This window comes from Neorhizobium sp. 05N33 (assembly GCF_056397445.1).
The window spans coordinates 819,474-839,359 of the sequence record NZ_JBFTNK010000002.1; the positions used below are offsets into that span (position 1 = coordinate 819,474).

The 19,886-nt window shown below is 62.9% G+C and carries 20 protein-coding genes; 7 read left to right on the forward strand and 13 right to left on the reverse strand.

From position 1 onward, the window contains the following. Positions 1-3: 3 nt before the first annotated feature. The gene (locus AC1DLT_RS08465; protein WP_477486452.1) at positions 4-1,035 is read left to right on the forward strand and encodes an SIS domain-containing protein; all 1,032 of its coding nucleotides are present in this window, start codon (positions 4-6) and stop codon (positions 1,033-1,035) included. Beyond that, positions 1,032-2,192: an N-acetylglucosamine-6-phosphate deacetylase gene (gene nagA, locus AC1DLT_RS08470; RefSeq protein ID WP_477486453.1), complete on the forward strand. Its 1,161-nt coding sequence runs from the start codon at positions 1,032-1,034 to the stop codon at positions 2,190-2,192. Before AC1DLT_RS08465 ends, nagA begins: the two co-directional genes overlap by 4 nt. Before the next feature lie 173 nt (positions 2,193-2,365). Here nagA and AC1DLT_RS08475 read toward each other — a convergent pair whose 3' ends face one another. From AC1DLT_RS08475 to AC1DLT_RS08485, 3 genes are all read right to left on the reverse strand, one after another. Continuing rightward, positions 2,366-3,778: a sensor histidine kinase gene (locus AC1DLT_RS08475; protein ID WP_477486454.1), complete on the reverse strand. Its 1,413-nt coding sequence runs from the start codon at positions 3,776-3,778 to the stop codon at positions 2,366-2,368. Beyond that, positions 3,775-4,452, reverse strand: coding sequence for a response regulator transcription factor (locus AC1DLT_RS08480; protein ID WP_037080098.1), 678 nt, complete (start codon positions 4,450-4,452; stop codon positions 3,775-3,777). Before AC1DLT_RS08480 ends, AC1DLT_RS08475 begins: the two co-directional genes overlap by 4 nt. Positions 4,453-4,523: 71 nt before the next feature. After that, a complete protein-coding gene (locus tag AC1DLT_RS08485) occupies positions 4,524-5,033 on the reverse strand; it encodes a DUF1993 domain-containing protein (protein WP_477484059.1) in 510 nt (169 codons plus the stop codon). A gap of 183 nt (positions 5,034-5,216) precedes the next feature. Between AC1DLT_RS08485 and AC1DLT_RS08490 the strand changes: the two genes are divergently transcribed. The 4 genes from AC1DLT_RS08490 (at position 5,217) to AC1DLT_RS08505 (ending at position 9,501) form a co-directional block, all read left to right on the forward strand. After that, the gene (locus AC1DLT_RS08490; RefSeq protein ID WP_247135943.1) at positions 5,217-6,287 is read left to right on the forward strand and encodes an ABC transporter substrate-binding protein; all 1,071 of its coding nucleotides are present in this window, start codon (positions 5,217-5,219) and stop codon (positions 6,285-6,287) included. A 238-nt stretch (positions 6,288-6,525) separates the two neighbouring features. Continuing rightward, on the forward strand, positions 6,526-7,470 hold the full coding sequence (locus AC1DLT_RS08495) for a Bug family tripartite tricarboxylate transporter substrate binding protein (protein ID WP_477484057.1): 945 nt from the start codon (positions 6,526-6,528) through the stop codon (positions 7,468-7,470). Beyond that, positions 7,467-7,961, forward strand: a complete 495-nt coding sequence (locus AC1DLT_RS08500; protein WP_038547767.1) for a tripartite tricarboxylate transporter TctB family protein — start codon at positions 7,467-7,469, stop codon at positions 7,959-7,961. Before AC1DLT_RS08495 ends, AC1DLT_RS08500 begins: the two co-directional genes overlap by 4 nt. A gap of 22 nt (positions 7,962-7,983) precedes the next feature. Then, entirely contained in the window at positions 7,984-9,501 is a 1,518-nt protein-coding gene (locus AC1DLT_RS08505; protein WP_477486455.1) for a tripartite tricarboxylate transporter permease, read from the forward strand. Positions 9,502-9,549: 48 nt separating this feature from the next. Here the strand turns inward: AC1DLT_RS08505 and AC1DLT_RS08510 are convergent, their stop codons facing one another. The 8 genes from AC1DLT_RS08510 to AC1DLT_RS08545 form a co-directional block, all read right to left on the reverse strand. Then, positions 9,550-10,479, reverse strand: a complete 930-nt coding sequence (locus AC1DLT_RS08510; protein WP_477486456.1) for a glutaminase — start codon at positions 10,477-10,479, stop codon at positions 9,550-9,552. Between the two features lie 39 nt (positions 10,480-10,518). After that, positions 10,519-11,031, reverse strand: a complete 513-nt coding sequence (locus AC1DLT_RS08515) for a MarR family winged helix-turn-helix transcriptional regulator (protein ID WP_477486457.1) — start codon at positions 11,029-11,031, stop codon at positions 10,519-10,521. A 2-nt stretch (positions 11,032-11,033) separates the two neighbouring features. Continuing rightward, positions 11,034-11,717 (reverse strand): ABC transporter ATP-binding protein, encoded by a 684-nt coding sequence (locus AC1DLT_RS08520; protein WP_477486458.1) that lies wholly within the window; start codon positions 11,715-11,717, stop codon positions 11,034-11,036. Continuing rightward, positions 11,717-12,466, reverse strand: a complete 750-nt coding sequence (locus tag AC1DLT_RS08525) for an ABC transporter ATP-binding protein (RefSeq protein WP_477486459.1) — start codon at positions 12,464-12,466, stop codon at positions 11,717-11,719. Before AC1DLT_RS08525 ends, AC1DLT_RS08520 begins: the two co-directional genes overlap by 1 nt. Beyond that, on the reverse strand, positions 12,459-13,436 hold the full coding sequence (locus AC1DLT_RS08530; RefSeq protein ID WP_477486460.1) for a branched-chain amino acid ABC transporter permease: 978 nt from the start codon (positions 13,434-13,436) through the stop codon (positions 12,459-12,461). The genes AC1DLT_RS08525 and AC1DLT_RS08530 overlap by 8 nt, the downstream gene beginning before the upstream one ends. 15 nt (positions 13,437-13,451) lie before the next feature. After that, complete coding sequence (locus tag AC1DLT_RS08535; protein ID WP_247031908.1) at positions 13,452-14,375, reverse strand: branched-chain amino acid ABC transporter permease; 924 nt, start codon at positions 14,373-14,375, stop codon at positions 13,452-13,454. Between the two features lie 9 nt (positions 14,376-14,384). Next, the gene (locus AC1DLT_RS08540; RefSeq protein ID WP_038547751.1) at positions 14,385-15,521 is read right to left on the reverse strand and encodes an ABC transporter substrate-binding protein; all 1,137 of its coding nucleotides are present in this window, start codon (positions 15,519-15,521) and stop codon (positions 14,385-14,387) included. A gap of 142 nt (positions 15,522-15,663) precedes the next feature. Beyond that, a complete protein-coding gene (locus AC1DLT_RS08545; RefSeq protein ID WP_477486461.1) occupies positions 15,664-17,289 on the reverse strand; it encodes an AMP-binding protein in 1,626 nt (541 codons plus the stop codon). A 164-nt stretch (positions 17,290-17,453) separates the two neighbouring features. Here AC1DLT_RS08545 and AC1DLT_RS08550 point away from each other — a divergent pair, with 164 nt between their 5' ends. Next, complete coding sequence (locus tag AC1DLT_RS08550) at positions 17,454-18,317, forward strand: alpha/beta hydrolase (RefSeq protein ID WP_477486462.1); 864 nt, start codon at positions 17,454-17,456, stop codon at positions 18,315-18,317. On the opposite strand, the gene AC1DLT_RS08555 is transcribed toward AC1DLT_RS08550, so the two are convergent. Both AC1DLT_RS08555 and AC1DLT_RS08560 read right to left on the reverse strand, forming a co-directional pair. Then, positions 18,314-18,835 carry a winged helix DNA-binding protein gene (locus AC1DLT_RS08555; RefSeq protein WP_477486463.1) on the reverse strand — a complete coding sequence of 174 codons (522 nt, stop codon included), beginning with the start codon at positions 18,833-18,835 and terminating at the stop codon, positions 18,314-18,316. The two genes, AC1DLT_RS08550 and AC1DLT_RS08555, sit on opposite strands and share 4 nt — an antisense overlap. A gap of 56 nt (positions 18,836-18,891) precedes the next feature. Beyond that, entirely contained in the window at positions 18,892-19,872 is a 981-nt protein-coding gene (locus AC1DLT_RS08560; RefSeq protein ID WP_408962357.1) for a TRAP transporter substrate-binding protein, read from the reverse strand. Positions 19,873-19,886: the final 14 nt, after the last annotated feature.

Sequence of the window (19,886 nt, forward strand, 5' to 3'; positions counted from 1 at the left end):
GTTATGCTGACCAATATGACGAACATGCGCAAAGAGATCGACGAGATTCCGGAGGCGGCGGCCCGCCTGCTCGACGGTTCTGCGGCCGAGCTTGCCGCAGCCGGCCGCGCGCTGCGCGAAAAGGACCCGGCCTTCCTGATCACCATCGCGCGCGGTTCCTCCGACCATGCGGCGACCTTCATCAAATATGCGGTCGAACTCACCGCCGGCCGACCCGTCGCCTCGCTCGGGCCGTCGCTCGCTTCGATCTATGGCGCCAAGCTGAAGCTCGACGGCGGCGCCGCGATTGCCATTTCGCAGTCCGGCAAGAGCCCGGATATCGTCGCGATGGCGGAAGCCGCGACCAGAGCCGGCGCCGTCACCGTAGCGCTCACCAATACGCTCCCCTCGCCGATCGCCAGCGCTTCCGCTTATGCGATCAACATCAATGCCGGACCCGAACTCGCCGTCGCAGCAACCAAATCCTTCGTCAACTCGATCGTCGCAGGCCTTGCGCTGCTGTCGGAGTGGGTCGGCGACGAGGCGCTGAAAGCCGCCATCCGCGACCTGCCGGAACATTTCGAAAAGGCCGTCAAGCTCGATTGGAGCGCGCTTGCAAACGAACTCGGCGATGCGGAATCGCTCTACATGCTCGGCCGCGGCCCGGCATTGGCGATCGCCAGCGAGGCGGCGTTGAAGTTCAAGGAAACCTCCAATATGCATGCCGAAGCTTATTCGGCGGCCGAAGTGCTGCACGGTCCCGTGGCGCTGGTCGAAAAGCGTTTTCCGGTCGTCACCTTCGCGGCACGCGATGCCGCGGAAGCTTCGGCGATCGAGATCGCCGACAGCCTTTCGGCCAAGGGCGCGCTCGTTTTCGCGACATCCGACAGGGTCAAGGATACCCGCAGGCTGCCCTTCGTGGCGACCGGCCATCCGCTGACGGACGCGCTCACCCTTATTCTGCCCTTCTATGGTTTCGTCGAAGCCTGGTCGCGCGCCAAGGGCTTCAACCCGGATGCGCCTGTCGCACTCAAGAAGGTGACCGAGACGCTATGAGCACGCGAAAGGCCATTGCCGGCGCCCGCATCTTCGACGGCACCTTCTGGCACGAGGATGCCGCGCTCGTTTTTGCGGACGGCAGGGTCGAGGCGACCCAATCCATCGCCAAACTGCCGGAAGGCATCGAGCGGATCGAGGCCGGAGGCGGGCTGATCGTGCCCGGCTTCATTGACCTGCAGGTGAATGGCGGCGGCGGCGTGTTGTTGAACGAGGAGCCGACTGTCGCCGGTCTCAGGCAGATCTGCGCCGCGCATGCGAAATTCGGCACCACCGCCCTGTTGCCGACGTTGATCACCGACACCTATGAGATCACGTCGAGGACCGTTGAAGCCGGCAAGCAGGCGAAGGCGGAAGGCATACCGGGTTTCCTCGGCCTGCATCTCGAAGGTCCGCATCTTTCGATCGCGCGCAAGGGTGCGCATGACCCTAACCTGATCCGGCCGATGGAGGAGAAGGACATCGAACTGATGCTCTCCTGCAAAGGAGTGTTCGATGCGATGATGATCACCATCGCGCCGGAAAACGTGACGGTGGAGCAGGCGGCACGGCTGGCGGAGGCGGGCCTAGTGGTGAGCCTCGGCCATACCGACACGACTTATGAGACCGCCAAGGCCTATGCGGAGGCCGGCGTTCGTACCGTCACCCATCTCTTCAATGCCATGAGCCCGCTTGGCCATCGCCAGCCGGGCGTCGTCGGCGCTGCACTCGATATCGGCTCGCTCTATGTCGGGATCATCGCCGACGGCATCCATGTGCATCCGGCCGCGATGGGCGTCGCGCTGCGGGCCAAGAACGGACCCGGCAAGATCTTCATCGTCACCGACGCGATGTCGACCATCGGCACCGATATGAAGAGCTTTACGCTGAACGGCCGCGAGATCCTGCGCCAGGACGGGCGCCTGACGCTCGCCGACGGCACGCTCGCCGGAGCCGATATCGACATGATCTCATCGGTCCGGTTTGCGCATGAGGCGCTCGACCTGCCGGTCGAGGAGGCGTTGCGCATGGCATCCACCTATCCGGCGGAAGCCGCTTACCTTGCCGACCGCAAGGGTGCGCTGAAGCCCGGCTTCGATGCGGATTTTGTGTTGTTGACTGATGACCTTGGAATGAAGAGCACCTGGATCAGTGGAGTGAAGGTGCATCAGGAATAGGTACGCGGGTTCTTCAAGCCCCTCATCCCCCTGCCGGGACCTTCTCCCCGCACGCGGGGCGAAGGAGGCTGGATCTCCGACAGTGCCACAAACCTCTTCTCCCCGTCCAAACGGGGAGAAGGTCCCGGCAGGGGGATGAGGGGCAATTGCCTCGCGCTGACGCCGCGCAAAGATTAGCCGGCTACGGAAAACCGTATCTCGACCTTCAGACCCCTGCCCTTGCGGCCGTCCGCAAGGGTCATCTCCGCCCCGTGCAGGCGGGCGATCTCCTCGACGATCGGCAGGCCGAGGCCGGTGCCCAGTTTATCGGAACGGTCACCGCGATCAAAGCGCTTGAGCACGGAAGCTCGTTTCTCCGGCGGAATGCCCGGGCCGTCGTCTTCCACTTCGAGAACCGCAATGCCGTTTTCCGGCGTGACACGGACGGTCACCTCGGCGCCGTTTCCCGCATAGAGCAGCGCATTGCCGATCAGGTTCTTCATCAGTTCGCCGATCAGCAGCGGCTCGGCAGAGATCATGATTTCCCCCTCCCCCTCGAAACCGAGATCGATACCGGCATCGGCGCCCAGCGGCACATTGTCGGCCGTCGCCCCGCGCGCCAACGCGGTCAGGTCGACGCGTTGCATCGAAGCCGATCGCGTGGCCGCATCGATCTTCGCCATCAGGAGAAGCTGGGCAATAATGCGCTCGGCATCCGCGACTGCCTCGTCCGCCTTGCGGGCAGCCTCCTTCACCTCGCCAAGTTCCGTGGCGCGGTCGGCGAGCGCCAGCTGGGTGCGGATGATGGCGAGCGGCGTACGCAGCTGATGGCTGGCATTGCCGGTGAAATGACGTAATGCCTCAAGCGCGCTTTCCAGCCGCACCATGAAGGAATTGACCGTGTCGACAAGTCCCTGCACCTCGTTCGGCACCCGCTCGCTGATCGGGTGAAGATCATCCGGGCTGCGTTCGGCGATCGCTTCGCTGAATCGATACAGCGGCCGGAGCGACAGCGTCACCGCTACCCAGACGATGATCGCGGCGCCGACGATCATGAACAGCAGGCGCAGCGCCGAGCGGATCAGGATCGTCTGGGTCAGTTGCTGGCGGGCGATTGTGGTTTCCGCAACTGTCACTGTAAATGGCACGGAATTGATGCCGGTCGAGGCGGAGCGGGCGAGTGCGGCCACGCGGATCGGCTCGCCGCGGAACGTGGCATTCTCGAAGGCGGCCGCCTGACCTTCCCGGCGCGGGATCGACGGCAGCGTCTGGTAGCCGGTGATGAATTTTCCGGGCGGCCCGTCGACGCGGTAGAAGACGCGGTCCTGGGCTGCCGAGGTCAGCATTTCCAGGGCCACATAGGGAATGTCGACTTCCAGCGTGCCGTCTTCGGCGACGATGACCCGCTCGGCGATCGCCAGCGCGGAACCGGCCAACACACGGTCGGACACCTCGTTCGCCGTATCGATCGCTTCGTCCCAGGTGTCGGCCATGGCGATCGTGCCGATCACCGCCGTCGAGGCGAGAAGCCATGCGAGCAGCCGGCGGCGCAGGGAATAGGCGGCGATCGGCGGGATCGGCTGGGCGCCGTGAGAGCCGGATGTCATGCGGTCGGCGCCGTGGTTTCGAGATAATACCCGATGCCGCGAGCGGTCTTCACCGTGAGTCCGTGCGGGGCGAGACGCCGGCGCAGGCGGCTTACATATTGCTCGATGGCATTGGCGGACAGATCGTCGTCGAAGCCGGTCAGCGATGCCATGATCGCGTCCTTGGAGACCACCTTGCCAGCGCGCAGGAAGAGCAGTTCCAGAAGCGCCACCTCGCGTGCGGGGAGGTCGAGGGTCACACCCTGGCTCGAAAAGGTTCGTGAATTCAGGTCGAAGGTGACGCCGCCGTAGTTGACGATCGAGCTTCTGAGGCCCGCCTGGCGGCGCAGCAGCACGCGGATGCGCGCCTCGAATTCCGAAATGTCGAAAGGCTTGATCATATAGTCGTCGGCGCCGAGATCGAGCCCCTTCACCCGCTCCTCGGGCGTGCCGCGGGCGGTCAGGATCATCACGGCGGCCTTGTTCGCCCTGGCCCGCATGGCGCGCAACACGTCGAGCCCGTCCATTTCCGGCAGGTTCAGGTCGAGGATGACGAGGTCATAGGTTTCAGCAGCGGCGACTGCTTCCGCCGAAGCGCCGTCGGCAACCGCATCGACCGCATAACCGCTGCCGCGCAGGATCGTCGACAGCCCCTCGGCCAGCGCCTGATTGTCCTCGACCAGAAGAATACGCACGAAATCTCCCCGCTTCCGCAGATGATTATAAACGCGGAAGCGGCGATGTCACTGAGGGCCTGACGACCTTGTTACTGCGAACGGCCGATATAATCCATCTTGCCGATCGGAACGCCCTTGTGGCGCAGGATGGCGTAGGCCGTGGTTACGTGGAAATAGAAATTCGGCAGTGCGAAGCCGAGGACGTAGCTCTTGCCGGTGAACTTCGTTTCGCCGCTGCGGGTCTTGACGATCACCTCGGCATCCTCGCGATTGACCATGGTGGCCGGATCGACGCTGTTGAGGAAGGCCACGGTCTTTTCGATCCGGGCATGCAGGTCGGCGAAAGTAACTTCTTCGTCGGCCATCGGGATATTCTCGATCTGCCCGACGCGGACCGGCACGAATTTCGCGGTGTCGCTGGCGCGCTGGATCTGGGAGATCAGCGGGTACATGTCATCGACCAGCCGGGTCTCCAGCAGTTCCTTGTGGGCGAGGCCCTTTTCATCGGCGAAAGCTTCGCCCTTTTTCAGGATTTCCGTGAGGTTGCCGAAAGCGCGGATGAAGACCGGCACTGTGACATCGTAGAGCGTAAGCGACATGGGGCGAGACCTTTGGTTGCTGACAAGACGCCGGGACTTCCGGCGCAAAAAAGACCGCCCACAGGTAATGATCTGGCATCGGAAAACAAGCTGGCGGACGGTTGCATCGAGGCCCCTGTGGCGGGAATGTTACGGAGTTCCGGTTGGCTTGTCGCGGCCGTTGCAGTGGGGCATTGTGACCATATGAAAAGGCTGCTTTTCCTACTCCTCTGTCTTGCCCTTTGGCCCAGCTTTGCAGCGGCAGACACGACGCTGTTCCGGGCGCTCTCCGGGCGGGACGATGCGCCCATGCTGACGGTCTATTCGTCGCTCGACGAGCCGCTCGCCAAGCCGATGATAGCCGGCTTCCAGACGGCCAATCCGGATGTCGCGGTGCGCTACGAGGACATGCTGACGGGCGAGATCTACGACCGGATCGTGGGCGAAACCGATGCCGGCAACAAGACGGCCGACTTTGCCTTCTCGTCGGCCATGGACTTGCAGGTGAAGCTTGCCAATGACGGCTACGCCCAGCGTAGCGACCTGCCGATGAGCGGGCAATGGCCGGGCTGGGCCAACTGGCGTAATACGGCCTACGCGCTGACTTTCGAACCGGCCGTGTTCGTTTATCATAAGCCGAGCTTCAAGGATTCCCCGCCGCCCTCAACCCGGGCGGAACTGGTCGAATTCCTGCAGAAGCGGGGCGATGCCGTCTACGGTCGAATCGGCACCTACGACATCGAGCGGTCCGGCGTCGGTTTCCTGTTCATGGCGCGCGACCAGGAACAGTTCGGCGATATCTGGTCGGTGATCCGGGCGATGGGCGCTGCGGGTGTGAAACTCTACTCGACCAGCCAGGCGATCCTGGAGCGCGTCGCCGACGGGCGGTTCCTGCTCGGCTACAACATCCTCGGTTCCTACGCCGCCGACTGGGCTTCCCGTCATCCGGATGTCGGGATCGTGCTGCCGAAGGATTATACGGTCGTGATGTCGCGCATCGGCCTTGTGCCGCAGGCCGCCGCCGCGCCGGATCTCGGCAAACGTTACCTCGAATTCTTCATGTCGAAGGAAGGCCAGACGATCATGGCCCGCGAACTGCAGATCCCGGCCGTCAGCCCGGAAGTCGCCGGCAATAACACCGCGACGACGCTACGGGAAATGTTGGGCGGACAATTGAAGCCGGTTCCGGTCAGCCTCGGGCTGATGGTTTATCTCGATCAGGTGAAGAGGGCACGGCTGATTTCCCGCTGGAACGAAGTCCTTCGGCTGCAATAGCCACAAAATTCGGCGGCTGCGGGCCGAAACCCCTTGCCAAATCGCAAGTCCGCGAAAGATGTCAGGTAGATGTCAGCTTGATATGCTGGCTTAGGGCATTCGGGCCCCGTGGAGGCGGGGACCCGATTCACGATGGGAGGACATCGGACAGGCGATTCTCGCTTTCCGCTTCAATCTCCCTCGTTCTGCCAAAACAAGCATTTCGCGTCGGATCAAGACGCCAACGGAGGATCGACCCTTGAAACATTTCTTGCTTGCTTCCCTTCTCGCGGGCGCAATCGCACTTCCGGCCGCCGCGGCCGACTATTCGATCATGGCGCCAGCCGCCCCCGGCGGCGGCTGGGACCAGACCGCCCGGACCATGCAGACCGCTTTGCAGACTGAGAAGATCTCCAGCAAGGTGCAGGTCATGAACGTTCCCGGCGCCGGCGGCACGATCGGCATCGCCCAGTTCGCCAGCCAGCAGAAGGGCAATCCGAACGCCCTGATGGTCGGCGGCTACGTCATGGTCGGTGCGATCCTCACCAACAAGTCCCCGGTCACGCTGAAGGACGTTACCCCGATCGCCCGCCTGACTGGCGAATATGAAGTCATCGTCGTTCCGGCTTCTTCCGACATCAAGTCGATTGCCGATCTGACCGCCAAGCTGAAGGCAAATCCGGGTTCGGTTTCCTGGGGCGGCGGTTCGGCCGGCGGTACGGACCACATCACGGCCGGTTTGATCGCCAAGGCCGCCGGCGTCGATCCGACGAAGGTCAACTACATCGCGTTTTCCGGCGGCGGTGAAGCACTCGCCGCCATCCTTGGCGGCCAGGTCACGGCCGGCATCTCGTCCTACGGTGAGTTCGAAGGCCAGATCAAGGCCGGCACGCTTCGCCTCCTCGCCATCTCCTCCGAAAAGAAGGTCGAAGGCATCAATGCCCCGACACTGAAGGAAGGCGGTCTTGACGTCGTGATCCAGAACTGGCGCATGGTCGCCGCTGCTCCCGGCCTGACCCCCGAGCAGAAGAAGGCTGTGACCGCCGACGTCGAAAAGCTTGCCAAGTCCAAGACCTGGCAGGACAACCTGAAGACCAAGGGCTGGATCGACACCTATCTCTCCGGCCCGGAATTCGACGCCCAGCTCGCCAAGGACATCGCTGCCACTGAAACCATCCTGAAGGACATCGGACTGGTCAAATGAGCCTCGACAACAACAAAACGACCACCGAGCAGCGCCGCCCCGATTGGGCGGCGCTTGTTATTGCCGCCATCCTCGTTGCTGTCGCCGTCGTCATCTTTCTCGACGTCTCGCGGCTGAGGGATATGGGCGGCTATAGCCAGGTCGGCCCGGCCACAGTTCCGGACTGGATCGCCTTTGCGCTGATCGGACTTGCCGTCTGGACGGTCTTCGCCGCCTTTCGCCGCGATTTCCCGGCGCGGGAAAAACAGGAGCTTGGACCTGTCGCGTGGGTGGTCGCCGGCCTGCTGGCGCAGATGATCCTCATCCGGATCGCCGGGTTCTCGATCGCCACGGGCACGCTCTTCGGCCTTGCGGCGGCAGGTTTCGGCGCCCGCAGGCTGTGGATCAGCATTCCGGTCGGCATCGTCATCTGTCTCGCCATCTGGTGGCTGTTTGCCGGCGTTCTGCAACTTTCGCTTCCGGCAGGCCCGCTGGAACACCTCATCCAGTGATGCGACCCTTGAGAGCAAGATCATGACCACATTCGAATTTCTTCTCCAGGGGCTCGTATCGGCAATGGAGCCGATGAACCTCTTTTACGCGCTGATCGGCGTGACGCTCGGCACTGCCGTCGGCGTGCTTCCCGGCATCGGTCCGGCAACGACGGTCGCCCTGCTTCTGCCGGTCACCTACCAGCTGGATGCGACCGGTTCGCTGATCATGTTCGCCGGCATCTATTACGGCGGCATGTATGGCGGCTCGACGACCTCGATTCTCTTGAACACGCCGGGTGAAAGCGCCTCGATCGTCACCGCGCTCGAAGGCAACAAGATGGCTCGGGCGGGACGTGGCGGCCCGGCTCTTGCGACGGCGGCGATCGGATCGTTCGTCGCCGGCCTGATCGCCACCTTGGCGCTTGCCTTCATCGCCCCCTATATCGTCAAGCTGGCGCTGGTCTTCGGTCCGCGCGAATATTTTGCGCTGATGGTTCTGGCCTTCGTCACCGTCTCCTCAGCCTTCGGCAATTCGACGCTGCGGGGCCTGACGTCGCTGTTCATCGGACTTGCCCTGTCGCTCGTCGGCATCGACCAGCTGACCGGCCAGAACCGGCTTTCCTTCGGCGTGCCGGACCTGCTCGACGGCATCGAGGTGACCACGATGGCAGTCGCCATGTTCGCGATCGGCGAGACACTCTATATCGCCGCCCAGGGCGCATCCGCACCGGACAGGATCGAGGCGATAAAGGGCTCGGTCTGGATGACGTCGCAGGACTGGGCGCGTTCCTGGAAAGCCTGGCTGCGAGGCACCGTGATCGGCTTCCCGATCGGCGCGATGCCGGCCGGAGGTGCCGAGATCGGCACCTTCCTCTCCTATGCGACCGAAAAACGGCTTTCCAAGCATCCGGAAGAATTTGGCAATGGCGCGATCGAAGGCGTTGCCGGTCCGGAAGCGGCCAACAATGCATCCGCCGCCGGCACTCTGGTGCCGCTCCTGACCCTCGGGCTGCCGACCTCGGCGACCGCGGCGATCATGCTCGCAGGCTTCCAGCAATACGGACTGCAGCCGGGTCCGCTTCTGTTTGTGACCAACCCGCAGCTCGTCTGGGGCCTCATCGCCTCGCTGCTGATCGCCAACCTGATGCTGCTGGTGCTCAACCTGCCGCTGGTCGGCCTGTGGGTGAAACTGCTGACCATTCCGAAGCCGTGGCTCTACGCGGGCATCCTCGTGTTCGCCACCCTCGGCACGATCGGCGCCAACCCGTCGGTCTTCGAACTCAGCATGCTGCTGGTCTTCGGGCTGGTCGCCTACATCATGCGCGTCTTCGATTATCCGATTGCGCCTGTCATCGTCGGCCTCATTCTCGGGCCGCTCGCCGAACAGCAGCTCCGCCGTGCCCTCGCCATCAGCCAGGGTGACGTGACGGTGCTGGTCACCTCGCCGATCGCCGCCGTGCTGCTAGGCGTGGCAGCACTTGCCCTCATCCTGCCGCTCATCCTACGCGCACGGGGACGCGGCGATGCTCTTTCGCAGATGGCAGCCAGCGAAGACTGATCATAACGCTGCCAGCAGACTGAAAGCCCGGCTCCGGCCGGGCTTTTTTTATTGGCCGAACACCGACCAGCCGGTTCTGGTGGCCAGCATTTCCAGCGCCAGCGAACCAAGCAGCGAATTGCCGTTGTGATTGAGGCCCGGCGACCAGACGGCGACGGAGGCCTTTCCCGGTGCTACCGCCATGATGCCGCCGCCGACACCGCTCTTGCCGGGCAGGCCGACACGGTAGGCGAAATCGCCCGATCCATCGTAATGGCCGCAGGTCAGCATCAGCGCATTGATGCGCCTTGCCCGCTGCTTCGAGACTACGGTGTGCCCGGTCAGCGGATTGCGGCCCGATGCGGCGAGGAAAAGGGCCGACTTGGCGAGCTGGGTACAGGTCATCGCCAGCGCGCAATGGTGGAAATAGACGCCGAGGACATGTTCGACGGGATGGTCGAGCTTGCCGAAGGAGCGCATGAAATTGGCGAGCGCGAAATTGCGGAAACCCGTCGCCTGCTCCGACTTCGCCACTTCCGGATCGATGGCGATCGAATCGTCATCCGCCAGGTAACGCACAAAACGGACGATCTCGCCGATCGCCTCGCGCGGCGTGTGTCCGGCAAGGACGAGATCGCTGACGGCGATGGCGCCGGCATTGATGAACGGATTGCGCGGCTTGCCTTCCTCGTGCTCGAGCTGGACAATCGAATTGAAGGCGGAGCCGGACGGTTCGCGGCCGACACGGTTCCAGGTGGTCTCGCCATGTTTGCCGAGCGCGAGCGTCAGCGTGAAGACCTTTGAGACACTCTGGATCGAGAAGGGTTCATCACAATCGCCGGCCTTGAAGACCTGACCGTCGACATCGATGATCGCCATCCCGAACTTCTTCGGATCGACATGGGCGAGCTGCGGGATGTAGTCGGCCACCTTGCCTTCGCCCAGACGCGGCGTCAGCTTGTCATGGATCTCGTCGACGATCGCCTGCAGGTCTGCCATTTCCTAACCCCGAATTGTTGTGCCCTGAGACGAGCCTTACTATTCGAAGGCGCTGCCGGAAAGGTGGTTGCTGGCAGAAGCTTTCACCGCGCCGATCTCCAACCACAGTGATGCGATCATCGCCGGGTCGACATCGGCCATGATATCGCGCAGCCAGCCTTCGTGAGCGGCTGCCATGGCGACAAAAAGCTCGGTACCGGCGGGCGTCAGCTTGGCGACGGTGACGCGACGGTCTCCGTCCGGGGTGACCCGCTGCACGAAACCATCCGTCTCCAGCCGCTCCACCAGGCCGGTGACATTGCCGTTGGTGACCATGGTTCGCTTCGAGAGTTCCCCTAGTCTGAGGCCATCCGCTTCGCGATAGAGCTGCGCCATCAGATCGAACTGGGGAAGCGTCGCGCCGAACTCGGTTCGAAGGCGCCGGCGGATTTCGGTGGTGATCAGCTTGGTGGTGGAAAGCATGCGCAGCCACAGCCGCGTCTCGGGCTTGTTCTTCCCATGCGGGCCATGGCCGATCAGTTCCAGGTCGGCGCTTGCCGCTTCCGCTTCCATGCCTATACCCCGAGATATCGATCCTGCAGTTCCGTCGTCAGGTCCGCGGGCCTGCCGCTCCAGGCGCTTCTTCCGTTTTCCAGGATGACACAGCGGTCCGCAACCGGCAAAAGCTCCGAAAGCGTCTTATCCACCACGAGGATCGACAAACCTTCGGCTTTGAGCCGCCGGATAGCCTTCCAGATGTCCTGGCGGATGACCGGGGCAAGGCCTTCGGTCGCCTCGTCGAGAATGAGCAGTCGCGGATTGGTCATCAGGGCGCGGCCGATCGCCAGCATCTGCTGCTCGCCGCCCGACAGCGATCTTGCCATCTGGGCATGCCGCTCCTCAAGCCGGGGGAACAGTTCGTTGACGCGTTCCAGCGTCCATTGGCCGGGCCGCGCGGCAGCCACAAGGTTTTCATGGACGGTCAGGTTCGGGAAACAGCGGCGGCCTTCCGGCACCAGACCGATGCCGAGCCTGGCGACATTATGCGGCCGCTTGCCCTTCGTGTCGGTGCCGCCGATCTTCACCGCACCGGCACGTGGCGGATTGAGGTTGCAGATGGCACGGATCGTCGTCGTCTTGCCCATGCCGTTACGGCCCATCAGCGCGACGGCCTCGCCTTCGGCGACCGAGAGATCAACCCCGAACAACGCCTGGCTGGCGCCATAAAATGCTTCGATCTTTGTTACATCGAGCAGCATCAGGCATGGTCTCCGAGATAGGCGGTGCGCACCGTAGGATCGCGGCGGATCTCATCCACCGTGCCGGTCGCAATGATGCGACCGTAAACGAGCACCGAAATCCGGTCGGCGAGCGCAAAGACCGCATCCATGTCGTGCTCGACCAGCAGGATCGGCGCCTCATGCCGCAGCGTATCGAGAAAGTGGGTCAGCGACTTCGAGCCTTCCGGCCCCATGCCGGCCATCGGCTCATCGAGCAGGAAGGCTTTCGAGCCGAGCGCCAGCGCCATGGCGATTTCGAGCTGCCGGCGTTCGCCATGGGAAAGCTCGGCGGCAGGGATGCGGGCGCGGGCTGCGAGCCCGACGCGTTCCAGTATGGCCATCGCTGTGTCGATCAGTGACCTGTCGCGCATGACGGGCTTGAAAAAACGGAAACTCGAGCCCTGCTTTGCCTGGACCGCCAGCATGACATTGCGCAGGCCTGAGAAATCCGGCGCGATCGACGAGACCTGGAAGGTGCGGCCAAGCCCAAGGCGGGCGCGTTCGGCAACCCCAAATGAACCGATATCCTGCCCGGCAAAACGGATCGAGCCGCTATCCTGCCGGAGCGTGCCGCAGATCTGGTGGATGAGCGTCGACTTGCCGGCGCCGTTCGGGCCGATCAGGGCGTGAATTTCGCCGGGACGCAGGTCGAGCGTCACGCCATCTGTGGCCCGGAGCGCGCCGAAATTCTTGACGAGATTGGAGATCTGGAGAACCGGCTCAACCATGTTTGGCCTTTCCGGCAAGCAGGCCCAGAAGACCGCCGCGCGCAAACAGTACGACGACAAGGAGGATGAGGCCGAGGAAGAACTGCCAGCGCTCGGTGAGGCCGCCGAGCGCAAATTCGAAGATGACGTAGAGTGCCGCACCCGCGAGCGGCCCGAACAGCCGGCCGGTGCCGCCGAGGATGATCAGCACGATCAGTTCGCCCGACATGTGCCAGGAGAGCATGGACGGGCTGACGAAGCGGTTGAGATCGGCAAACAGGGCGCCGGCAAGGCCAGTGACCGCCGCCGAGATCGCAAAGCCGGTCAGCCGGATGCGGTAGGGCTGGATGCCGACGGTCGCGACACGCACCTCGTTCTGCCGCGCCGCCTGCAGCGCCGTGCCGAAACGCGAGGCGCGAATCAGCGCGAAGAGGCTGAGCGCCAGCAGCAGGACAACGTAGCAGATCAGGAAGAAGGTCAGCGGCCGCATGGTGTTGACGCCCGGAAACTGGTTCCTGACGAGGATCGACAGGCCGTCCTCGCCGCCATAGGCGGGCCAGGAGATCGCGAAATAATAGACCATCTGCGCGAATGCGAGCGTGATCATGATGAAATAGACGCCCGAGGTGCGAAGGCTGATCGCGCCGATCGCCAGGCCGACGAGTCCCGAGACGATCACGGCAACGATCCAGATCACCCACATCTGCTTCGAGCCGGAAAGGCCGAACAGCAGCGGATCGCCGGAAAAGGCGTGAGCGGCCAGGATGCCGGCGACATAACCGCCGATTCCGAAGAAGGCCGCGTGGCCGAACGAGACGAGACCGCCGAGGCCGAGCGCCAGATTGAGGCCAGTCGCAGCAAGCGCGAGGATGGCGATGCGGGTCGCCAGTGTGATGTAGAATGGCTGGCCTAGCGCGTTCGCCGCAAAGGGCACGGCGAGCAGCATTGCCGCCAGAATGAAGTTGATGAGGTTTTCGCGGGTCAGGATCATCTTAAACCAGGGGCCTCACGCATGCGCCGCGGGGAAGAGGCCGCGCGGTTTGACCGCAAGAATGACCGCCATGACGATATAGATCAGCATCGAGGCCGCAGCGCCGCCGATCATGCCGGCCTGGGCCGGGGCGACGAACAGCGCCAGGATCTTCGGCAACAGGAAACGCCCCATCGTATCGGTAACCCCGACCAGCAGCGCACCGAGAAGCGCGCCCTTGATCGAGCCGATGCCGCCGATGACGATGACCACGAAGGCGAGGATCAGCACCGGCTCGCCCATGCCGACCTGCACCGACTGCAGTGCCCCGACCATGGCGCCGGCAAAACCAGCGAGTGCCGCGCCGAGCGCGAAGACGACCGTATAGAGCGTGCGGATATCGACGCCTAAAGCACCGATCATCTCGCGGTCGCTTTCGCCGGCGCGGATGCGCATGCCGAGGCGGGTCCGGGAGATCAGCAGATAGAGGCCGAACGCGACGATCGCGCCGGCGAGGATGATCGCCAGACGGTAGACCGGATATTCCGTGCCGCCCGGCAACGCGACGGCGCCCTGCAGAAGCGGTGGGATATCGAGATAGAGCGGGAAGGAGCCGAACAGCCAGCGTGTGCCTTCCGAAAACATCAGGATCAGCGCGAAGGTGGCGAGCACCTGGTCGAGGTGATCGCGATCGTAGAGCCTGCGGATTACCACGAGTTCGACGATCGCGCCGGCGGCGGCGGCCGCGGCGAGGCTGGCGATCAATCCGATCCAGAACGAGCCGGTCCACGCCGCCACGGTGGCGCAGGCGAATGCGCCGACCATGTAGAGCGAGCCGTGAGCGAGGTTGATCAGGCCCATGACGCCGAAGATCAGCGTCAGCCCGGCTGCCATGAGAAACAACATGACGCCGAGCTGCAGGCCGTTGAGCAACTGCTCGAGAGCAAGTGCCAAAGTCACGGGATGACCTTAGATCTTGCAGTCTTTGGCATAGGCATCGCCGTGATCGGCGAAGATCTTCTCCACCGTCTTATTGGTGATAACGCCGTTCTGCTTCACCACTTCCGTCAGGTAGATGTCCTGGATCGGATGCTGGTTGGTGTTGAACTTGAATTTTCCACGTGGGGACTGGATGTCGGCCTTCTTCAGTTCGGCGCCGAACGCATCGGCATTCTTGACGCTGGCCTTGGACGCTGCGGCAACGATGAGCTGGGCTGCGTCATAGGCCTGGACGGCATAGATGGACGGCAGGCGGTTATATTCCTTCTGGAAATCCGCCAGGAACTTCTTGCTCGCAGCGTTGTCGAAGTCCGGGGCCCACTGGCCGGACGCCTTGGCGCCGACCGCCGCATCGCCGATTGCCGGCAACACGTCCTGGCTGAAGGAGAAGCCCGGGCCCATGACCGGGATTTTGACGCCCGACTGGGCGAACTGCTTCATGAAGGCGATGCCCATGCCGCCTGGGAGGAAGACGAAGATGCCGTCGGCGCCGGAGGCGCGCATCTGGGCGATTTCGGCAGCATAGTCGGTCTGGCCGACCTGGGTGTAGACCTCGGCTGCGAGCTGACCCTTGTAATAACGCTTGAAACCGGTCAGCGAATCCTTGCCGGCCGGATAGTTCGGGGCGAGGATGAACATCTTCTTGTAGCCCTTGTTGGCATATTCGCCCATGGCTTCATGAAGGTTGTCGTTCTGGTAGGCGGCGTTGAAATAGAGCTTGTTGCAGTTGGCGCCGGCAAGCGCTGCAGGCGCCGCATTGGTCGACACGTAGAACTTGCCCTGTGCCACCGCACTCGGGGCAACGGCCATCAGCAGGTTCGACCAGACGATGCCGGTCAGGATATCGACCTTGTCGCTCTGGATCATCTTGTCGGCGATCTGCACGGCCAGTTCCGGCTTCTGCGCATCGTCTTCGGTAACGACTGTGATGTCCTTGTTGCCGGCGTTCTTGATTGCCAGCATGAAGCCGTCGCGCGTATCGATGCCGAGGCCGGCGCCACCGCCCGAAAGCGTGGTGATCATGCCGATCTTCAGCGGCTCGGCGAAAGCCATGCCGGTGGTGCTCATGCTCAGCGCCAAAGTGGCAGCAGCAAGCATTTTCTTCATGTGACGAACTCCCGTTTGTTTTTGTGTTGTTCCCGATGCCTTCGACGGACTTGGACATCCGCCGGGTCTTCTTTGTCTTCCACATTTGCGTGGAAACTTCCACTCTACATGTCAGGCGAAATTCAACCGCCAATCGCCATGGTTAAGCCGAGGGCTTCTGCTTCAGGCGGAAGCGCTGGATCTTGCCGGATTCCGTCTTCGGCAGGGCCTCGGTGAACACGATCGAACGCGGATATTTGTAAGGCGCGATGACCGCCTTCACATGATCCTGCAGAAGCTTGACCATCAGTTCGCCTGGTTCGGCGCCCTTCGCCAGAACCACATGCGCCTCGACGATCGTGCCGCGCGCCTCGTCCGACACGCCGATCACGGCGCATTCGAGCACCGCCTCGTGCTTGAGGAGGGCCGCCTCGACCTCGGGACCGGCGATATTGTAGCCGGCCGAGACGATCATGTCGTCGGAGCGGGCGGCGAAGTGGAAATAACCGTCCTCGTCCTCGACGAAACTGTCGCCGGTCAGGTTCCAGCCGTCCTTGACGTAGTCTTCCTGGCGGTCGTCGGCGAGGTAACGGCAACCGATCGGCCCCTTGACCGCCAGCTTCCCGATCGTGCCGCGCGGCACCTCATTCATGTCGTCGTCGACGACGATCGCCTCGTAGCCGGTAAGCGGCTTGCCGGTGCAGGCGGGCCTGGAATCGCCGAGCCGGTTGGAGATGAAGATATGCAGCATCTCCGTGGCGCCGATGCCGTCGAGGATCGGCTTGCCGGTCTTCTTGACCCACTCGTCGAAGACCGGACCGGGCAAGGTCTCGCCGGCGGAAACGGCGATGCGCAGCGACGAGAGATCGGCGCCGGCATCCATCGCCGCCAGCATGGCGCGGTATGCGGTCGGCGCGGTGAAGCTGATCGTCGCCTTATAGGTCTCGATGATCTCGATCATCTTGGCCGGCGTTGCCTGTTCCAGAAGGGTCGCGGCCGCGCCGAAACGTAAGGGGAAGACCGCGAGGCCACCGAGCCCGAAGGTGAAGGCGAGCGGCGGTGAACCGACGAACACGTCGTCCGGCGTCACGTCCAGCACTTCCTTCGCATAGGCGTCGGCGATGATCAGGATATCGCGGTGGAAATGCATGGTCGCCTTCGGCACGCCAGTGGAACCGGACGTGAAGCCGAGCAGGGCGACGTCGTCGCGGCCGGTTTTCACCGCTTCGAAACGCACCGGCTTGTTCAGCGCCGCCCGATCGAGCTCGGCGTCATGATTGGCGGTGCCGTCGAAGCCGATCACCTGTTTCAGGAACCGGCTTTCCTTGGCGCAGGCGACCAGTTCGTCCATCAGCCGCGTATCGCAGAGCGCGATCGAAATTTCCGCTTTGTCGATGATCTTGGCGAGCTCGCCGGAGCGCAGCATCGGCATGGTGTTGACGACGACCGCGCCGGCCTTGGTCGCGGCCAGCCAGCAGGCGACCATGGCCGGGTTGTTGGCGGAGCGGATCAACACCCGGTTGCCGGGCTTCAGGCCGTAATCCTCGGTCAGCGCACGCGCGATGCGGTTCGTCCAGTCAGACAATTCCTTGTAGGTGCGGCGGCGGCCGTTGCCAATGAGCGCAGTATTGTCGCCGAAGCCGCGCTCAACCATGCGGTCGGTGAGTTCGACGCCCGCATTCATCCATTCCGGATAATCAAAGCCATCAAGCCTGATTTCCGGCCACTGATCCGGCGGCGGAAGATTGTCGCGGGCAAACGTATCCAGATGGCCTGACGGTCCCAGCATATTTTCGTTCCCAAGCGTTTTTTATATAGCGGCTTTTTGCCTTTCGCCCAGCAAAGCACTGCTTTCCCTCGGTTGCAAGAGAGAAATTTTAAGTTTGTAATAATTTTCCTCCGACGCTTTTTGAAGCTGCGACGGGCTTCCAAGCGGGCTGATGCGGTGACAGTATGGCGTTCGAAATCAAGCGGATCGAAGGGAAAGTGAAGATGCGTCATCGGATCAGCGACTGGGACAATGCCTATGCGAACGGCATCAACATTCCCCAGGGCGACCGTTGGCCGGCAGCATGGGTAGAGCCGGCACGACTTTTTCGCGAGACGCTTTTCGCAGCCGGCCGCGCCAAGCTCGGTCTTTCCTATGGCGAAAGACCGCGCAACCGCTTCGACCTTTTTCTGCCCGAAACCGAACCGGCCGGCCTCGTGGTTTTTGTCCACGGGGGCTTCTGGATCGGGCTCGACAACAGTTATTGGTCGCAGTTTGCCAGGGGTTCGGTGGAGCGCGGATATGCCGTCGCCATGCCGATGTACACATTGGCCCCGGAAAACCGCATTTCCGGCATCACTGTGGAAATCGGCAAGGCGATCGAAGCTGCCGCAAAGGACGTGGCGGGACCGATCCGGCTGATCGGCCATTCGGCGGGCGGGCATCTGGTGACGCGGATGATCTCAGCCACCTCACCGCTGCCGGAAGCAGTGCGCAGCCGCATCGCCAATACGGTTTCACTGTCCGGTGTGCACGACCTGCGGCCGATCATGAAAACGAAGATGAACGAAAAACAGCGTATCGACGCCGAGGAAGCGCAATCGGAAAGCCCGGCCCTGCTGGAGCCGCTTGCAGGTGCTCGGGTGACCTGCTGGGTCGGAGCCGGCGAGCGCGCGGAATTCGTCCGCCAGAACGCACTGCTTTCCAGCATCTGGAAGGGACTGGGCGCTGAAACCGAAGCCGTCGAGGAGCCGGACAGGCATCATTTCACCATCCTCGACGGCATGGAGGATCCCGCTCATCCGCTGATGGATGCGCTGTTTTCCTAAAGCGAAGCCGCCGCGCGGGCGGCCTGGTCGTAATGCCCAGACAGCGCGCGCAGGCGGGCTGCCATGGCCGACAGGGTTTCGCCCGATACCTCGGTCGCAAGCACCGACTTGACCAGCAGTTCCTCGCGCACCGTCGCATAACGCCTGCAGGCTTCGGCGCCCGCATCCGTCACCATGACCAGCTTTTCCTTGCCGCGGCGGCCGGATTTGATCAGCTTCAGGCGTTCCAGTTTCTTCAGCGCGTAAGTCACCACATGCGTGTCCTCGATGTTGAGGACGAGCGCGATATCGGCGAGCGTCTTTGCCTTGTTGCGGCTGTTGATGTTGTGCAGCACGAGGATATCGATCGGCGACAGATCCGGTACGCCGGCTGCCGACATGCAGCGCACCATCCAGCGGCTGAAGGCGTGGTTCAGCATGATCATGCCGAACTCGATTTCCGACAGCGCCGGCAATGCGCCGCTCGCCAGGTGCCCGGAGGATACGATCGGGCCGAATTCACTCTTTTCCGATACCATGATTTCTCCTCCCGGGACGAGCGCGCCGCAGACGGGTGCCTGCGGCGCCCCTCAAATCACATCTTCTTGTAGGCGTCCAGAATGGCGGCGCCATCAGCGCCGGCCTTCTTCGACCAGTCCTCGGTCAGCTTGGAGCCGACATCGGCCAGGCCCTTTTTCAGGTCGGCACTCGGTTCAAGAACCTTCATGCCGTTCTTCCTGAGGGTTTCCATGTAGGCGGCGGTCTTTTCGGCACCGAGCGCCCAGCCGCGAGCTTCGGCGGCAGCCGCGGCATCGGTGACGGCCTTCTGGACGGCCGGATCGAGTGCTGCGAAGGCGGCCTTGTTGACGAAGATGACGTTCTTCGGGATCCAGGCCTGGGTATCGTAATAGTGGTTCAGCGATTCCCAGATCTTGCTATCGACGCCGGTGGCGCTCGAGGTCATCAGGCCGTCGACGACGCCGGTTGCGAGAGCCTGCGGCAGTTCGGCTGCCTGGACGGTCACCGGCTGGGCGCCGACGAGATCGGCGATGCGCGACGTACCGACGTTATAGGCGCGCCATTTCAGGCCCTTGAGATCCGTCGTGCTGTTGACATCCTTCTTGGTGAAGATGCCCTGGGGTGGCCATGGCGTTGCATAGAGCAGCTTGAGACCCTGGGCGTCGAGCGCCTTTTCAACCGCCGGCTTCGAGGCGGCATAGAGCTTCTTCGATGCGTCGAAGCTGGTTGCCAGGAACGGCACGACGTCGATGCCGAAGACCGGATTTTCGTTCTCGTGCAGCGAGATCAGCACTTCGCCGGCCTGGGCCTGACCGGTCTGGACAGCCCGCTTGATATCCGGCGCCTTGAAGAGCGAAGCGTTCGGATGAACGGTGATTTTCAACTTGCCGCCGGAGGCCGTTTCGACGTCCTTGGCGAACTGCATCAGGTTCTCGACATGGTAGTTCGCCGGCGGATAGGCGGACGGCAGGACCCAGGCCGTCTGGGCGAGCGCCGCACCGGAGGCTGCCAGCAAGGCCGCCACTGCAATGCCCGGGCGAACCAGATTGGAGAGCAATTTCCTCATTTCAG

Bases quoted from the DNA above. Each gene is read 5' to 3' on its own strand.
- AC1DLT_RS08465 (WP_477486452.1), top strand. From the start codon at position 4: ATGCTGACCAATATGACGAACATGCGCAAAGAGATCGACGAGATTCCG.
- nagA (WP_477486453.1), top strand. From the start codon at position 1,032: ATGAGCACGCGAAAGGCCATTGCCGGCGCCCGCATCTTCGACGGCACC.
- AC1DLT_RS08475 (WP_477486454.1), bottom strand. From the start codon at position 3,778: ATGACATCCGGCTCTCACGGCGCCCAGCCGATCCCGCCGATCGCCGCC.
- AC1DLT_RS08485 (WP_477484059.1), bottom strand. From the start codon at position 5,033: ATGTCGCTTACGCTCTACGATGTCACAGTGCCGGTCTTCATCCGCGCT.
- AC1DLT_RS08490 (WP_247135943.1), top strand. From the start codon at position 5,217: ATGAAAAGGCTGCTTTTCCTACTCCTCTGTCTTGCCCTTTGGCCCAGC.
- AC1DLT_RS08500 (WP_038547767.1), top strand. From the start codon at position 7,467: ATGAGCCTCGACAACAACAAAACGACCACCGAGCAGCGCCGCCCCGAT.
- AC1DLT_RS08505 (WP_477486455.1), top strand. From the start codon at position 7,984: ATGACCACATTCGAATTTCTTCTCCAGGGGCTCGTATCGGCAATGGAG.
- AC1DLT_RS08510 (WP_477486456.1), bottom strand. From the start codon at position 10,479: ATGGCAGACCTGCAGGCGATCGTCGACGAGATCCATGACAAGCTGACG.
- AC1DLT_RS08515 (WP_477486457.1), bottom strand. From the start codon at position 11,031: ATGGAAGCGGAAGCGGCAAGCGCCGACCTGGAACTGATCGGCCATGGC.
- AC1DLT_RS08520 (WP_477486458.1), bottom strand. From the start codon at position 11,717: ATGCTGCTCGATGTAACAAAGATCGAAGCATTTTATGGCGCCAGCCAG.
- AC1DLT_RS08525 (WP_477486459.1), bottom strand. From the start codon at position 12,466: ATGGTTGAGCCGGTTCTCCAGATCTCCAATCTCGTCAAGAATTTCGGC.
- AC1DLT_RS08530 (WP_477486460.1), bottom strand. From the start codon at position 13,436: ATGATCCTGACCCGCGAAAACCTCATCAACTTCATTCTGGCGGCAATG.
- AC1DLT_RS08540 (WP_038547751.1), bottom strand. From the start codon at position 15,521: ATGAAGAAAATGCTTGCTGCTGCCACTTTGGCGCTGAGCATGAGCACC.
- AC1DLT_RS08545 (WP_477486461.1), bottom strand. From the start codon at position 17,289: ATGCTGGGACCGTCAGGCCATCTGGATACGTTTGCCCGCGACAATCTT.
- AC1DLT_RS08550 (WP_477486462.1), top strand. From the start codon at position 17,454: ATGGCGTTCGAAATCAAGCGGATCGAAGGGAAAGTGAAGATGCGTCAT.
- AC1DLT_RS08555 (WP_477486463.1), bottom strand. From the start codon at position 18,835: ATGGTATCGGAAAAGAGTGAATTCGGCCCGATCGTATCCTCCGGGCAC.